Source organism: Ruegeria sp. YKSF070, from assembly GCF_059612725.1.
This window is the reverse complement of record NZ_JBXWRD010000001.1, coordinates 104,042-117,849: the sequence shown is the minus strand read 5'-3', so window position 1 is coordinate 117,849 and position 13,808 is coordinate 104,042. Positions and strand designations below refer to the sequence as shown.

14 protein-coding genes are annotated in these 13,808 nt (G+C 62.4%); 8 read left to right on the top strand and 6 right to left on the bottom strand.

Going from position 1 to position 13,808, the window contains the following annotated elements; genetic code table 11:
* Positions 1–74: 74 nt before the first annotated feature.
* Entirely contained in the window at positions 75–584 is a 510-nt protein-coding gene (locus AC2FL1_RS00575) for a Hint domain-containing protein (protein WP_496875655.1), read from the top strand.
* On the opposite strand, the gene AC2FL1_RS00570 is transcribed toward AC2FL1_RS00575, so the two are convergent.
* Positions 581–2,224: an NAD(P)H-hydrate dehydratase gene (locus tag AC2FL1_RS00570; RefSeq protein ID WP_496875654.1), complete on the bottom strand. Its 1,644-nt coding sequence runs from the start codon at positions 2,222–2,224 to the stop codon at positions 581–583. The two genes, AC2FL1_RS00575 and AC2FL1_RS00570, sit on opposite strands and share 4 nt — an antisense overlap.
* A 170-nt stretch (positions 2,225–2,394) precedes the next feature.
* On the opposite strand from AC2FL1_RS00570, the gene AC2FL1_RS00565 reads away from it, so the two are divergent.
* Together AC2FL1_RS00565 and glnA are read left to right on the top strand one after the other, a co-directional pair.
* Positions 2,395–2,733 carry a P-II family nitrogen regulator gene (locus tag AC2FL1_RS00565; protein WP_496826252.1) on the top strand — a complete coding sequence of 113 codons (339 nt, stop codon included), beginning with the start codon at positions 2,395–2,397 and terminating at the stop codon, positions 2,731–2,733.
* Positions 2,734–2,765: 32 nt separating this feature from the next.
* Entirely contained in the window at positions 2,766–4,172 is a 1,407-nt protein-coding gene (gene glnA / locus AC2FL1_RS00560; RefSeq protein ID WP_234140698.1) for a type I glutamate--ammonia ligase, read from the top strand.
* 113 nt (positions 4,173–4,285) lie between these two features.
* Here the strand turns inward: glnA and AC2FL1_RS00555 are convergent, their stop codons facing one another.
* Both AC2FL1_RS00555 and AC2FL1_RS00550 read right to left on the bottom strand, forming a co-directional pair.
* On the bottom strand, positions 4,286–5,524 hold the full coding sequence (locus AC2FL1_RS00555; protein ID WP_496826254.1) for an adenylate/guanylate cyclase domain-containing protein: 1,239 nt from the start codon (positions 5,522–5,524) through the stop codon (positions 4,286–4,288).
* Positions 5,525–5,628: 104 nt separating this feature from the next.
* A complete protein-coding gene (locus AC2FL1_RS00550; protein WP_496875653.1) occupies positions 5,629–5,880 on the bottom strand; it encodes a DUF4242 domain-containing protein in 252 nt (83 codons plus the stop codon).
* Positions 5,881–6,444: 564 nt separating this feature from the next.
* On the opposite strand from AC2FL1_RS00550, the gene AC2FL1_RS00545 reads away from it, so the two are divergent.
* The 3 genes from AC2FL1_RS00545 (at position 6,445) to AC2FL1_RS00535 (ending at position 9,223) form a co-directional block, all read left to right on the top strand.
* Positions 6,445–7,281: an amino acid ABC transporter substrate-binding protein gene (locus AC2FL1_RS00545; RefSeq protein WP_496875652.1), complete on the top strand. Its 837-nt coding sequence runs from the start codon at positions 6,445–6,447 to the stop codon at positions 7,279–7,281.
* A 19-nt stretch (positions 7,282–7,300) separates the two neighbouring features.
* A complete protein-coding gene (locus AC2FL1_RS00540) occupies positions 7,301–8,104 on the top strand; it encodes a lytic murein transglycosylase (RefSeq protein ID WP_496826259.1) in 804 nt (267 codons plus the stop codon).
* A gap of 177 nt (positions 8,105–8,281) precedes the next feature.
* The gene (locus AC2FL1_RS00535; protein ID WP_496875651.1) at positions 8,282–9,223 is read left to right on the top strand and encodes a hypothetical protein; all 942 of its coding nucleotides are present in this window, start codon (positions 8,282–8,284) and stop codon (positions 9,221–9,223) included.
* Positions 9,224–9,273: 50 nt separating this feature from the next.
* On the opposite strand, the gene AC2FL1_RS00530 is transcribed toward AC2FL1_RS00535, so the two are convergent.
* Entirely contained in the window at positions 9,274–10,011 is a 738-nt protein-coding gene (locus tag AC2FL1_RS00530) for a heme-dependent oxidative N-demethylase family protein (protein WP_496875650.1), read from the bottom strand.
* A gap of 129 nt (positions 10,012–10,140) precedes the next feature.
* Here AC2FL1_RS00530 and dddP point away from each other — a divergent pair, with 129 nt between their 5' ends.
* Together dddP and AC2FL1_RS00520 are read left to right on the top strand one after the other, a co-directional pair.
* Positions 10,141–11,484, top strand: coding sequence for a dimethylsulfonioproprionate lyase DddP (gene dddP / locus AC2FL1_RS00525; RefSeq protein WP_496875649.1), 1,344 nt, complete (start codon positions 10,141–10,143; stop codon positions 11,482–11,484).
* 188 nt (positions 11,485–11,672) lie between these two features.
* On the top strand, positions 11,673–12,893 hold the full coding sequence (locus AC2FL1_RS00520) for a bifunctional alpha/beta hydrolase/OsmC family protein (RefSeq protein ID WP_496875648.1): 1,221 nt from the start codon (positions 11,673–11,675) through the stop codon (positions 12,891–12,893).
* A 9-nt stretch (positions 12,894–12,902) separates the two neighbouring features.
* Here the strand turns inward: AC2FL1_RS00520 and AC2FL1_RS00515 are convergent, their stop codons facing one another.
* Positions 12,903–13,190 (bottom strand): hypothetical protein, encoded by a 288-nt coding sequence (locus AC2FL1_RS00515; protein WP_234183321.1) that lies wholly within the window; start codon positions 13,188–13,190, stop codon positions 12,903–12,905.
* A 10-nt stretch (positions 13,191–13,200) separates the two neighbouring features.
* A complete protein-coding gene (locus AC2FL1_RS00510; RefSeq protein WP_496875647.1) occupies positions 13,201–13,764 on the bottom strand; it encodes a hypothetical protein in 564 nt (187 codons plus the stop codon).
* Between the last annotated feature and the right edge of the window lie 44 nt (positions 13,765–13,808).

Sequence of the window (13,808 nt, the reverse complement as noted above, 5' to 3'; positions counted from 1 at the left end):
AATCGCCGCGACAAGTTCACGGTTTTGCCATATTCTGACCAGCAAAAATAACGAGCAGACCAAGGTGATCCATCATGAACGCAAAAGCGGCAGTCCGTGCCGCGGGCAGAGGCTCGCATTTCAATCCCGATATCGCACCCGCGCCCGAGGCCGGATTCCTGGCCGGCACCGTCCTGCTGACACAGGATGGCGAAATGCCGGTGGAATTCCTGTCCCCCGGTGACCGGATCATTACCCGCGACCGGGGCTTTGTTCCGCTGCGTCATCTAACCCACGCATGCCAGACCGTGCGCGCGATCCGCTTTGCCGCCGGATCGCTTGGCGACACGCGCCCGGACTGCGACCTGATCCTGCCCGCTGGCCAACCGGTGCTGATCCGTGACTGGCGGGCGCAGGCCCTGTTCGGGACATCTCAAGCCATGGTACGGGCCGATGCGCTGGTGGATGGAGAGTTCATCCGCGACCTGGGTCCGCGTGAGATGCCGTTGTTCCAGCTGCATTTCGACGCCGCCCATGTGCTCTATGCCGGCGGGCTGGAAGTGGCGGGCCAATGCCTGCCCGCCGCGGGCCGCCTCGCCGCTTAGACGCCCAGTTTACGGAATACTGCCGGCAATTGTTCCGGCAGGTCCTCGGCGATCAGGCCGGGGCCGAATTCCAGCGCGCATTCCACATGCAACCAGGCGGCGGCCTCGGCCGCCCGCATCGGGTCATACCTGCGGGCCAGCAGCCCGGTGATGAAACCCGCCAGCACATCGCCCGATCCGGCGGTCGCCAGCCATGGCGCCGAGCGCTCGTAATGGGCCGAGTTCACCGAACAGCGCCCATCCGGTGCCGCGATCACCGTATCGGGACCTTTGAACAGCACCACACAGCCCGCGCGCTTGGCGGCCTCGCGGGTGGCATCGACCTTGGAATAGGCCGGGCCGCTTTTCGGCTCCTCGCGGAGCCTCTTCGCGATATCCGGGAACAGCCGCGCAAACTCGCCGCCATGCGGGGTGAGGACGCAAGCCTCATGCAACTTGGCAAACAACGCGGCCGGGTCGTCGGCAAAAGCCGTCAGCGCATCCGCATCCAGCACAGTGGCGCGCCGTGCAGCCAGCGCCACCGGCACCAGATCACGCGCCCGCTCGACGCCCATACCGGGCCCCAAGCAGAGCGCGTTGAGGCGGGTATCCTCCAACACCGCCGCAAACCCTTCGACATTCTCGACCCGCGCCAGCATCAGCGCGGTGATCTGGCAGGCAACCTCCTGCTGCGCGCTGGTTGGCACCCCCAGCGTCACCAGACCCGCCCCGATCCGGAGCGCGCCGCGCGCTGCCAACCGCGCCGCGCCGGTCTTGCCGGACCCACCGGAGAGGATCAGGGCATGGCCGTGAGTGTACTTGTGGGACACCGCCGCCTTGTCTGACAGCCTTGGTTGCGCCAGGCGCACAATTTCGCTGGCAAGCTCCCTTGTGGCAGCGCGACTGGATGGCAAGTCATCCAAGCCGATGCTTTTCACCACTGTTTTTCCGCAAAAAGCCGGTCCATCTGAAATTCGATGCCCGACTTTCTCGCGATGAAAGCTCACAGACAGTTCAAATTCCAGCTTACCACGCCCTATCTGTTCCTGGGTATCAATGAGAGGCTTTCCGCTGTCGGCACATAATCCAGAAGGAAGATCAATCGCCACGCGACGTGCGTTGACCACCTGAGTTTTGAGCACACCGATCTTCTCATGCAGCCCCATCTCGCTGCCGAGCGGGCGAACCAACCCAGTGCCAAAAACCGCATCTACTATGAGATCAACCTCTCCGACCTCTCCGGTTTGCCAGTTCCAGTTTTCTGGCTCAAACTTCGCAGAAGCCTTAACCTTCCCCAGCCCCCCCCACCGCTCATAATTAACCCGCGCATCCGGCGGCAGCTTCTCAGGATCGCCGTAGAGAAACACCTCCACCTCCCAACCGCGCTCGTGCAACAGCCGCGCCACCACAAAGCCGTCGCCGCCATTGTTGCCGGGCCCGCAGAGGACCACAGCCCGCCATGCCTCTTCCTCTTGCTGCAAATATCCCGGGGGTGCGGGGGCTGGCCCCCGCTCTTCCGCCAGTTCGGGCCATTCCTCGAAAATCGCCTCGACTACGCCGCGCCCGGCGCGCTCCATTAACTCCAGCCCGGTCACCTCGCCCGAGGCGATTGCCGCCTGTTCAATGGCCCGCATCTGCGCCGCGGTCAGCAGTTCGGTCATGCCCTGCCCCTTCACCGATTCACTTCTGCACAATTCTTGTGCATTTTGCACAAATTTTCACCTGTCGCCCAAAATTGCCGCAGCGCGGCCCGGCCGGTTTCGCATTCGCGTTGAGCCTCTAGCTTAGACGTGATCTGACGCGGGCTGACAAGCTTGCAAGGAGCACCGCGATGAAGAAGATCGAAGCGATCATCAAACCGTTCAAGCTGGACGAGGTCAAAGAGGCGCTGCAGGATATCGGCGTCCAGGGCCTCAGCGTGGTCGAGGTCAAGGGCTTTGGCCGTCAGAAAGGCCATACCGAGCTCTATCGCGGTGCGGAATATGTGGTCGACTTCCTGCCCAAGGTGAAACTCGAAGTGGTGCTGGACGACGACCAGGTCGACGCCGCAATCGAGGCCATCGTGAGCGCCGCCAAGACCGACAAAATCGGCGACGGCAAGATTTTTGTTTCGACCATCGAACAAGCCATCCGCATCCGTACCGGCGAGACCGGTTCGGACGCGCTTTGACCCGAACACACTCTAGCAGAGGACAAGAGAGTATGAGCAAGGACGCAGTTCTTCAGCTGATCAAGGACGAGGGTGCCGAATATGTCGACATCCGCTTCACCGACCCGCGCGGCAAGCTTCAGCACGTGACGATCATCGCCGATCTGGTCGACGAGGACTTTCTGGAAGAAGGCTTCATGTTCGACGGCTCGTCGATTGCCGGCTGGAAATCGATCGAAGCTTCGGACATGAAACTGATGCCCGACACCGAGAGCGCCTATGTCGATCCGTTCTACGCGGAAAAGACCATCTGCATTCACTGCTCGGTTGTCGAGCCCGACACCGGCGAGGCCTATGACCGCGACCCGCGCGGCACCGCCGTCAAGGCCGAGGCCTATCTGAAGGCATCGGGCATCGGCGATGTGGCCTATATGGGCCCCGAGGCCGAATTCTTCCTTTTCGACGACGTGCGCTATTCGAACACCATCAACAAGGTCTCCTACGAGGTCGACGCAACCGACGCGTCCTGGAACACCGATGCCGAGTTCGAGACCGGCAACATGGGTCACCGCCCCGGTCTGAAGGGCGGCTATTTCCCGGTCAACCCGACCGACGAGGCGCAGGACCTGCGGTCTGAGATGCTCTCGACCATGAAGCGCATGGGCATGAAGGTGGACAAGCACCACCACGAAGTGGCCTCGTGCCAGCACGAACTGGGCCTGATCTTCGGCACGCTGACCAAGCAGGCCGACGAGATCCAGAAGTACAAATACGTGATCCACAACGTCGCCCACGCCTATGGCAAGTCGGCCACCTTCATGCCGAAGCCGATCTATGGCGACAACGGCTCGGGCATGCACGTGAACATGTCGATCTGGAAAGACGGCAAGCCGCTGTTTGCCGGTGACAAATATGCCGATCTGAGCCAGGAAGCGTTGTATTTCATCGGCGGCATCCTCAAGCACGCCAAGACGCTGAACGCCTTCACCAACCCGGGCACCAACAGCTACAAGCGCCTGATCCCCGGTTTCGAGGCCCCCGTTCTGCGCGCCTATTCGGCCCGCAACCGCTCGGGCTGCGTCCGTATTCCGTGGACCGAAAGCCCCAAGGCCAAGCGCGTCGAGGCCCGCTTCCCCGATCCGTCGGCAAACCCCTACCTGTGCTTTGCCGCCCTGCTGATGGCCGGTCTCGACGGCATCAAGAACAAGATCGATCCGGGCGAGGCGATGGACAAGAACCTCTACGACCTGCCCGCCGAGGAACTGGCCGACATCCCCACCGTCTGCGGCTCGCTGCGTGAGGCGCTGGAATGCCTGGCCGCCGATCACGACTTCCTGCTGCAGGGCGACGTGTTCACCAAGGACCAGATCGAAGGCTATATCGAGCTGAAGATGGAAGAGGTCCACAAGTACGAGCACACCCCGCACCCGGTGGAATTCGGCATGTACTACAGCTGCTGATCGCAGTCAGTATCTCAGATCGGGGGCGTCCTTCTGGGCGCCCTCTTTCTTTGGTTGGTTGATCGTCCAGCGAACTCAGGGCTGGAAGCGGCAATTGCTCAATCGTCAAGCACTCAAAGCAACTGAGGAGCTTCCGGACTGTCTTCCAGCCTGAAAACCTCGATCGGCTCCCGTATTCCTTTCAGATGCAGGGTACCACGTGAAACCACCCTGAATTCATCTTCGACCGCGATAGCCGCTCTCGGACTCAGAAGGATCTCGCCGTCTTCGGCTTCGTCGCACAGCCTGGAACCGAGGTTTATTGCCGTCCCGGACGCGGTGTAATCAAACCGCCCTTCGGATCCCACCATTCCGACAGTGGCATACCCCAGTGATACGCCGACACCAAATCCCAAACGGTACCCCAGCCGCTTCCACTGCCGGCCAAGGTCCGCCATCCGTTCGTGCATCGCAATGGCCAACCGCACGGCTTGGCCAGCCGGGTTATCGCAGGGTATAGGATCATTGAACAAAACCATGATGCCATCCCCCATCCTGTGATCGACGCCCGCCCCATGGGCATTGATCAGCTTGCCCATCTCCTCGTGATAGGTCTGTAGAACCTCGATGGTCTCTTCGGGTTCGGCGGTTTCGCAAAAGGCGGTAAATCCGCGAATGTCGCAAAACAGCACCCCCAGTAGGGCGCGGTGGCTGGATAACATCCTGTCCGATCCAGAGGAGACGATGGTATTGGCCACCGCCGGCGGCAGGAACCGCTTGAGCCGCCCCATGCGTTCGATCTCGGCAACTTGCGTGTCGACCCGATCTTGCAGCGATTGGTTGAGCGTCTCCACCTCTTCGGTCTTCTCCTTCAGCGCACAAAACTGCCGGACATTCTCGACGGCGATCATTGCGTGGTCGGCAAACAGCTGGATGAGTTCGATATCGGCGCCTGAAAAAGCCTCGGGAACGCGTCCGGCAAGGCTCAGAACGCCGTGACACCGATCACGGGCCAGCAAGGGAACGTGCAACAGACTTCTTGCCGCGCCGGTCTCCTGGTTTGTGTCGACATTCTCGGTATCGGGAATATGAACAACCGTTCTCGATACTGCTGCACGCACCAGCGGATTGCCGACGTCGTCCAATCGGGGCGGTTTCTGGAAATGCAATGCAACCAGCCATTCGTCTTCGCCCTGATAGGCGGCCAGTTGCAGTTCCTGCCCGTCATCCGACAAAAGAAAAAACCCCGCGTGCAGGCTGTCACACAACCGGCGCGCATGGGCCAGGATCACATCGAATACCGGGAGGCTGTCTTCGCGAGAGCGGGTAATGACCTGAAGAATGTCACGCGATGCCGCCTCACGTTCCCGCATGGCTTGAAACGTTGGCACATCGACTTTCGGTTCCGTGTCTGAATTCAACCTTGGGCCCTTGGTCAGGAGATCAAATGAACGTCTTCAAGGCCAATCGTCAAAGACTATGGTGTCAGATCCATCGCCGTAACGATACCGCTATAGGGCAAGCCCGCCTGGTCGTTCAGGGCGCGCACGTCGTCGGCTGTCTCTGCCTCGAAAAGACACATGCAACGTCCGTCCTGTGGCGCAAACGTCGACCGGATGTATCGGATTTCGGTTCCCGCGGCGCGCATTTCCGCCGCCTTCGAAATCGCGGCCTTCTGCGCCCCTGCCAGGTCTTCCATAGCGATCCCCTTGAGATCGCGCTCTACCATGAATACCGGCATCTGCCCCCCATTCCTCGGTTCCTTCGATACCAAATCATACAACAAAGCCTTTGTTGGAAGAACGAGCAATTGAGCATCCTCTCAGTCCCACCAATTGCCGGACGCCCGGTTGCCGCAGCTTAGCGCCGCCGACACCTTCGGCTCTGGTCAGCCAGGTTCAGAACAAAGTGAGAAACTCAGGTCTCCGAACCAAGAGACGGTTCAATGAAAACCAAAATTGCAGTCGGGCACAAGAAGGTGCCTTTGGTCGTGGATGGCCAACCAAACAGGCGAACACCCTCTATGCGCAAAGCTCCGTGTCAGTCCAGGTCGCCGCAGTTGCAGCCACCTATACCATGTCTTCCGGATTGGAGCGGAAATCGTAGGTGATGTCGCTCAAGTGCCGCTGATCCGTGCGATATGAGCGGCCCCTACCCCAAGCCCACCCAATGGCGTGGCGAGGCAACGCAGAGTTCAGCCGAGCCTTTTGACCCGAATAGGGCCCATATTCCCCTTTGAGCCAAAGCCCTGCCCGGCTAGTCTGGCTTCACATTGCTGGCAAAGGACTATTTCATGCGGCTTCTTGCTTTGACCTTGGCTCTCGCCCTGACGACCGGCGCCGTTGCCGCCCAGACGATCGAACGCATTCGCGACACCGGACAGATCAATATCGGTTTCCGCATCGACGCGGCTCCTCTCTCCTTTGCTGATGCCGAGGGCAGGCCTGCGGGCTATGCGCCCCAGTTGTGCGGTCGGCTGGCACAGGCCATGGCCAACAGGCTTGATCTGGGAGAATTGAAAGCCGGCTTTGTCCCGGTCTCTGCATCGGACCGTTTCGAACGGCTTGCCAAGGGTGATATCGACATGCTCTGTGGCGCCGCCACGGTGACACTGGAGCGCCAGAAGTCAGTCGATTTCTCGATCCCGATCTACGTCGACGGCACGTCCGTCATTACCCGCCGCGGTGAAGGTGCCCACCTGTCTGATCTGGCGGGCAAGACCATAGGCTTTCGTGCCGACACAACGACCGAACAAGCCGTGCTGAACTCTTTCGAGGCCGCCGGACTCGAGGCCCGGTTCGAGCGCTTCGCCAATCACAATGCCGGGTTCAAGGCGCTGAACGACGGTGCGCTTGACGCCTATTTCGCCGATCAGTCCATCCTGATCTACAACTACGTCTCCGGCAATATGGGCGAGAAATTCCAGCTTCTGGACGAGATCCTGACGATCGAGAAACAGGCGCTGGCCCTGCCCCGCGGCGACAGCGATTTCCGGCTTCTGGTCGATACGCTGCTGTCCGAGATGTATGCCGACGGCACCATCGACCGTGTTTTCCGTGAGACCCTGCCCGGTGTAGAACCGGGTGCTGCGCTGAAAGCGATGTTCCTTCTCGCACCGACCGTGCCTTGACCCTATGCAGAGCGATATCATGGTTCCCAATATCCGCCCGATCCTTTTGACTTTGCTGCTGTCGCAGCTCCCCTCGGCAGGCGCTGCCCTGAACTGTGGTAACACCGGCGCCGGGTTCGAGGCCTGGAAGTCGGAGTTTGCACAGATTGCGCGCCGCCAGGGTGTCGGCAAGCGCGGGCTCGAGGCGCTGGCCCAGGCCCGCTACGCCACCCGCACCATCGCTGCCGACCGAAATCAGAAAAGCTTCAAATACTCGCTCGAGAAGTTCATGCAGGTGCGCGGCGCCGATACGATTGTCGCCCAGGGCCGCAAGCGCAAGGCGCGCAATCCCGAATTCTACGCCGCGCTGGAACGGCAATATGGCGTGCCCGCCGGCATCCTGATCGCACTGCACGGGATGGAGACCGCCTTTGGCTCCTTCATGGGCGACAGCGCGGTCGTCTCGGCCATTACCACGCTGGCCTATGATTGCCGCCGGTCCGATTTCTTTATCCCGCATGCGCTGGCGGCGCTGGAACTGGTGGACCGCCGCGCCATCAACGGCGCGACCAAAGGCGCAAAGCATGGAGAGTTGGGCCATACCCAGTTTCTGCCGGGCAATGCGCTGGCATATGGGGTGGATGCCACCGGCGACGGGCGGATCGATTTCTATGACATGACCGACGCACTCGCCTCGACAGCGAACTTCCTGCGACAGAAGGGGTGGCGCCCCGGTCAGGGCTACCAGCCGGGAGAGCCGAACTTTGCCGTGATAAAACAGTGGAATGCCGCCTCGGTCTATCAGCAGGCAATTGCGATCATGGCCCGGCGAATCGACAGCTAGAAGTTGCATCGCGTCACCGCGATGCCATCGGACGGACAGAAAGTCGCCATTTTTAGTGATTTTTTAGGGGTATTCTTAGTTTCCGGGCGCTGATCAATGGCGGAAAATTTGTCGAATTGCCCCGTGATGATGCTTTTTCGGCCCCATTTTTTCCACCATACGCCACTAGATTGATCCTTGGCACAACTTGCAATGGAGGAAGTCGCTGTGGCACAAACAGGCACGTATCACGGTGGACTGGTGTTCCTGGGTAACGAGGATGGCGCGATGGACCGGTTCAGCCGGATCGTAACCGCCACGCTAGAAGATTACGGCCATGCGGTCGAACGGCAGTCGCTGTTGAGCGCGCATGAAGCGCGCATTCTGTCCAGTCAGTACATGGTCAGATTGTCGATGGAATCCGCGGTCGAGGATGGCTCTCGCGCCCGTCGGGTCGATGCGGTGGCGGGCTTGAACCGCCGCCTGCACGAGAGCAAGGAGCAGGTCCGCAACCGTCTGGTGATTTCGGTCACGCCGGTTTCCGAGCAGACCGACGACCGCGACGTGACCGAGCTGATGTTGGTGGTGATGCTCTACCGGATGGTGGATCTCTATACCAGCGAACTGATCGAGTGGCTCGACCCCGATGTCCGTCTGACGATAGACCAGTTCCTGGGCGCGTTTTCCAATGTCTCGCCCCGCCGGGTGCGCGGCCGCCAGCAAATCCTGTATCATCAGGGTGAACGGTTCGCACCGATCGACGACACCGCGCCGGACCTGGCAAGTCGCTATGATCGGATCATGGGGCAATACGCCCATCAGGGCGAAACCGGGCTGGTCGCGCTCACCGACCAAGAGGCGCTGGCGCTGGCCTTCCGCAGCGATCCGCGACCCGACGAGCTGGACGGGCTCAGCCCCGAGGAACGGGCACAGACCGATATCCGGCGGCTCGCCAGCTGGGGCATGACCGGCTGTCTGGCCTTCGTCTCGGCGCCGGTCGCGGCCTCGCTTGCCGCTGTCAACCTGATCCGAGGCGAGGATTTCCGCCTGAACACGCAGGTCCTTTCGCTGACCGCGGCGCTGGTGTTCATGCAAAGCTCGGGCGTCATGGCCAGCGTGCTGTCGCTGCTGCCGGTCTGAACACTTCCCGACGACGACATGCCCCGCCCAAGCGGCGGGGCTTTGTCCTCTCAGGCGGGCACCGCCGGTACGTCGCGGCGTGCCAGCACATAGGTATGGATCGAAAAGACCACCGCGCGCGTTTCCGGCAAGCGCAGGATGCATTGCCGCTCGCTGCGCAGATACCCCGCATCCGCCGGTACCGGCGCGCTGCGGCGGTCATGGATGCTGCGCGGCTGGTGCAGCTCGGCATCTGCATACCAGAGCGCGTTGAACCGCCACAGTGGCCGCCCCACCTGCACCCCGTCGAACAGCCGCTGCACCCGCCGCGCGATCCCCGCGTCATAGCTGCCCACAGGCTCGTGGATGGCGATCAACGGGTTCAAGAACTTCTCGGCCAGGGTCCAGCTGGCGGGAAAGCACAGGACAGCCCCTGTCAGCACATGTTCGTCGCCGCGCTTTTCGAGGATGCAGAAATCCTCTTGCACCAGCTGGCCCAGGCTGCGCAGAGGATCGGCACGATCAACCGGGACAGTTGCGCCATCGGGCCGGGTGACCCGATTGCCCGAGCCGGGATAGGCCAGCCCCTGCACCAGGTCGAGCAATTCGACCGCCGCCGGTCGGGCCCCCTCGTCCAGCGCCAGCACCGCGCCCGGCCTCTCGGCCAGCAATGCCGCGCGCCGGGCCATCTGCCCGGCAAAGGCCTCGTCCCGGTGTAACCAGTCCTCCATTTGCAGCGGCGCGATGCCCGGCAATGGCCGGGGGCTGTGGATGTCATATGGCAGGTGGGTTTGCAGGATCTCGGTCATGTGCCCGGCCTAGCATCGCCGAGACGACGGAAACAGGCCAAAAACGACACGAACACCCGTCGCGAAAGGATGCGACTCGCCCCCTTGGCCCCGGTCACAGTTGGGATCAGCATGACAAGGGAGGCCCCGATGACCCAGCATTACCGCGATACCCGCAAGATCGACCCCAGTCGGGGCGCCACGCTGGGTGACGGCAGTCCCAATGACAACGACCGGATCGAGATCGGGCCGACCCAGCTAGCCTTTGCCGAATGGGAACAAGCCGGGCTGGATCTGCCCGACCTGACCCGGATGCGCGAACATCGCTGGAAACGCCTGACCCGCGCCATTGTCGAGCGGGGCTATGGCGGCCTGTTGATGTTCGACCCGCTCAACATCCGCTATGCGACCGACTCGACCAACATGCAGCTGTGGAACACCCACAACCCGTTCCGCGCGGTGCTGCTCTGCGCCGATGGCTACATGGTGATCTGGGACTACAAGAACTCGCCTTTCCTCAGCACGTTCAACCCGCTGGTGCGCGAGCAGCGCTCGGGCGCGGACCTGTTCTATTTCGACCGCGGCGACAAGGTGGATGTGGCGGCGGATGTGTTCAGCAACGAGGTGCGGGTGCTGATCGAGGAGCATTCCGGTGGCAACAAACGACTGGCGGTCGACAAGATCATGCTGCACGGGCTGCGCGCGCTCGAGGCGCAGGGGTTCGAGATCATGGAGGGCGAGGAGGTCACCGAAAAGACCCGCGCCATCAAGGGGCCCGACGAGATCCGCGCCATGCGCTGCGCCCATCACGCCTGTGAAAGCGCCATCGCCGAGATGGAGCGGTTCGCGCGCGCCAATGTCGGTGACGGCAAGACCACTGAGGATGATATCTGGGCGGTGCTGCATGCCGAAAACATCCGGCGTGGTGGCGAGTGGATCGAGACCCGGCTGCTGGCCTCGGGCCAGCGTACCAACCCCTGGTTCCAGGAATGCGGCCCGCGCATCACGCAGAAAAACGAGATCATCGCCTTTGATACCGATCTGATCGGATCCTACGGCATCTGCATCGACATCAGCCGCACGTGGTGGATCGGCGATCGCGCGCCGCGCCCCGACATGATCTATGCCATGCGGCACGCGCATGAGCATATCATGACCAACATGGAAATGCTGAAACCCGGGGTGATGATCCCCGAGCTGACCGCCAATTGCCACCGGCTGGACGACAGATATCAGGCGCAGAAATACGGCTGCCTGATGCATGGGGTGGGCCTGTGTGACGAGTGGCCGCTGGTCTCCTATCCCGACAAGGCTGTGGCGGGTGCCTATGACTATCCGCTGGAGCCGGGCATGGTCCTGTGTGTCGAGGCCTGTGTCGGCGAGGTGGGCAGCGATTTCTCGATCAAGCTGGAAGATCAGGTTCTGATCACCGAGGACGGGTATGAGAACCTGACCACCTATCCGTTCGATCCCGCCCTCATGGGCGCGGACTGACAAGGGATTTCGCCGCGCCTACGGCACGGCGACCGATGCGAGGGGCGCTGCCCCTCGCGCTCCCCGAGGTATTTCAGAACAGAAGAAGCCCATGTCGGCGCGTCACCTCCGCGTGAGGCGTTTGACATGAGGGTTGTAGCCTTAGCCTGTCCTGACCACTCTGGGGGAAACCCATCAGGAGTGACCCCATGCCCACCGAACGGATCACCTTTGCCGGTCATGACGGCAGTCAACTGGCCGCCCGGCTGGACCTGCCGGAGGGGCCGGTGCTGGCCACGGCGCTGTTTGCCCATTGCTTTACCTGTTCCAAGGACATTCCCGCCGCCCGCCGGATCGCGGCGCGGCTGGCGGCGATGGGGATCGCGGTGCTGCGCTTCGACTTTACCGGTCTGGGCCATTCAGAGGGCGAGTTTGCCAACACGACATTCACCTCGAATGTCGATGATCTGGTGGCCGCCGCCACCTATCTGGCCGGGCGCGACATGGCGCCAGCGCTGCTGATCGGGCATTCGCTGGGCGGGGCGGCCGTGCTGCGTGCCCGCGCGCGCATCGCCTCGGTCCGCGCCGTGGTGACCATTGGCGCGCCCGCCGATCCGGGCCATGTGGCGCATCATTTCGAAGCCGCCCTGCCCCGCATCCGGGCCGAGGGCGCGGCCGAGGTCTGTCTGGGCGGGCGGCCGTTCCGGATCGGACGGCAGTTTGTCGAGGATATCGCGGAGAGCGCGCTGCAACCGGCCATTGCCGAGCTGCGGGCGGCGCTTCTGGTGCTGCACGCACCGCGCGACGAGACGGTGAGCATAGACAATGCCGCCCGGATCTTCATGACTGCGAAACATCCCAAGAGCTTTGTCACGCTGGACGATGCCGATCACCTGATCAGCCGCGCGCAGGATGCCGAATATGCCGCCGATGTCATTGCGGCCTGGGTCGGTCGCTATGTGAACCTGTCGCCGCCGGCGCCACCGCCTGGCGCCCCCGAGGGCGTGGTACGCGTCACCGAAGTCTCCGCGAGCGGATTCCTGCAGGATGTACAGTCCGGTCCCGATCACCACACCCAGGCGGACGAACCGCTGTCCTATGGCGGCACCAATCGGGGCATGTCGCCCTATGGTTTCGTCTCGGCGGGCCTTGGCGCCTGTACCTCGATGACCATCCGCATGTATGCGCAGCGCAAGGAGTGGCCCCTGACCGGGATCAATGTCGATGTCTGCCATGACAAGGTGCATGCCCAGGACGCCGACACCGGTGCCAGCGGCAAGATCGACGCCTTCACCCGGGTTATCACGCTTGAGGGCTCGTTGAGTGAAACGCAACGGGCCAAGCTGCTGGAGATCGCCGACAAATGCCCGGTTCACCGCACCCTCGAAGGCGCGGCACGCATCGTCACACGCCTGACCTCCGGGTCCTGACGCGCCTCACTAAAGGCGGGCGGGCATCGGGCGGGCCACGGGCGGCCGGTGGATCGGCGGTCGTGCCACGGGCGGCCGGGCGATCGGCGGAACCGGTTTTGCCGGTGGGCGCGCGATCGGGTGTTCGGGGCGCGGACGGTCGGGCCGGGGCGGACGCGGATAGCCGTAGTAGTAGTCGTTCCAGAGCATCGAGTCGTAATAGACCGAATTGCTGCCGGTCGCGGTCGGATCACACCCCGCAAGGCCCAGAACCGCGACAACGAGACCGGCCGAGAGGGTGAGTTTTGCAAAGCGCATGGCCAACCTCCTAGTTTGCCGCCCGGAACGAGGCGTAGATTGAATTGATATCCTCGACCAGTTCGGGCCGGGCGCCCATCTCGACCACGGCCAGGGAAATCGCCACGCGGCTGCCGGGCAGATCGACCAGAACCGCGGTGAACGTGACGGCATTTCCGTCGCGTCGCCCGGTGCCGACATAACGCGCCGCCGGCAACCCGCCGATGCGGATGCGGCTTTGTTCCCGCAACTCGGGGTCGCTGACCACCGATTTGCCGATGTTGCGCAGGTAGTCTTCGGCCTGGGCAAAGGTCGACACCCCGTTGGGCGACATGAAACCGACCCAGACGCCAGGTTCGGCCTCAGGCTCGAACCCGATCACGCGGTTGATCAGCCGCGCCTCGTCCGACCCCGGCGGGGTCAGCGCCCGCGGACCACCGCTGCGGACCTGCCAGAAATCCGGTGCGCTGAGGTGAAACAACGCCCTGCCGTCAGAAACATAGGTGAGCGGCATGTCAGCTATGGCTGGCAAGGGCAGCAGGCTTGCCGCCAGCGCCGACGCCAGCGCGCGCAAGGGGGCGAAACTCTTTGGCATGGCAAACATCTTTCCTGATCGCGATGGTTTCAGTGTCTTTACCA

What these genes read in the sequence shown, in the direction of transcription:
- AC2FL1_RS00575 (WP_496875655.1), top strand. Translation starts at nt 75, where the DNA reads ATGAACGCAAAAGCGGCAGTCCGTGCCGCGGGCAGAGGCTCGCATTTC.
- AC2FL1_RS00570 (WP_496875654.1), bottom strand. Translation starts at nt 2,224, where the DNA reads ATGACCGAACTGCTGACCGCGGCGCAGATGCGGGCCATTGAACAGGCG.
- AC2FL1_RS00565 (WP_496826252.1), top strand. Translation starts at nt 2,395, where the DNA reads ATGAAGAAGATCGAAGCGATCATCAAACCGTTCAAGCTGGACGAGGTC.
- glnA (WP_234140698.1), top strand. Translation starts at nt 2,766, where the DNA reads ATGAGCAAGGACGCAGTTCTTCAGCTGATCAAGGACGAGGGTGCCGAA.
- AC2FL1_RS00555 (WP_496826254.1), bottom strand. Translation starts at nt 5,524, where the DNA reads ATGCGGGAACGTGAGGCGGCATCGCGTGACATTCTTCAGGTCATTACC.
- AC2FL1_RS00550 (WP_496875653.1), bottom strand. Translation starts at nt 5,880, where the DNA reads ATGGTAGAGCGCGATCTCAAGGGGATCGCTATGGAAGACCTGGCAGGG.
- AC2FL1_RS00545 (WP_496875652.1), top strand. Translation starts at nt 6,445, where the DNA reads ATGCGGCTTCTTGCTTTGACCTTGGCTCTCGCCCTGACGACCGGCGCC.
- AC2FL1_RS00540 (WP_496826259.1), top strand. Translation starts at nt 7,301, where the DNA reads ATGGTTCCCAATATCCGCCCGATCCTTTTGACTTTGCTGCTGTCGCAG.
- AC2FL1_RS00530 (WP_496875650.1), bottom strand. Translation starts at nt 10,011, where the DNA reads ATGACCGAGATCCTGCAAACCCACCTGCCATATGACATCCACAGCCCC.
- dddP (WP_496875649.1), top strand. Translation starts at nt 10,141, where the DNA reads ATGACCCAGCATTACCGCGATACCCGCAAGATCGACCCCAGTCGGGGC.
- AC2FL1_RS00520 (WP_496875648.1), top strand. Translation starts at nt 11,673, where the DNA reads ATGCCCACCGAACGGATCACCTTTGCCGGTCATGACGGCAGTCAACTG.
- AC2FL1_RS00515 (WP_234183321.1), bottom strand. Translation starts at nt 13,190, where the DNA reads ATGCGCTTTGCAAAACTCACCCTCTCGGCCGGTCTCGTTGTCGCGGTT.
- AC2FL1_RS00510 (WP_496875647.1), bottom strand. Translation starts at nt 13,764, where the DNA reads ATGCCAAAGAGTTTCGCCCCCTTGCGCGCGCTGGCGTCGGCGCTGGCG.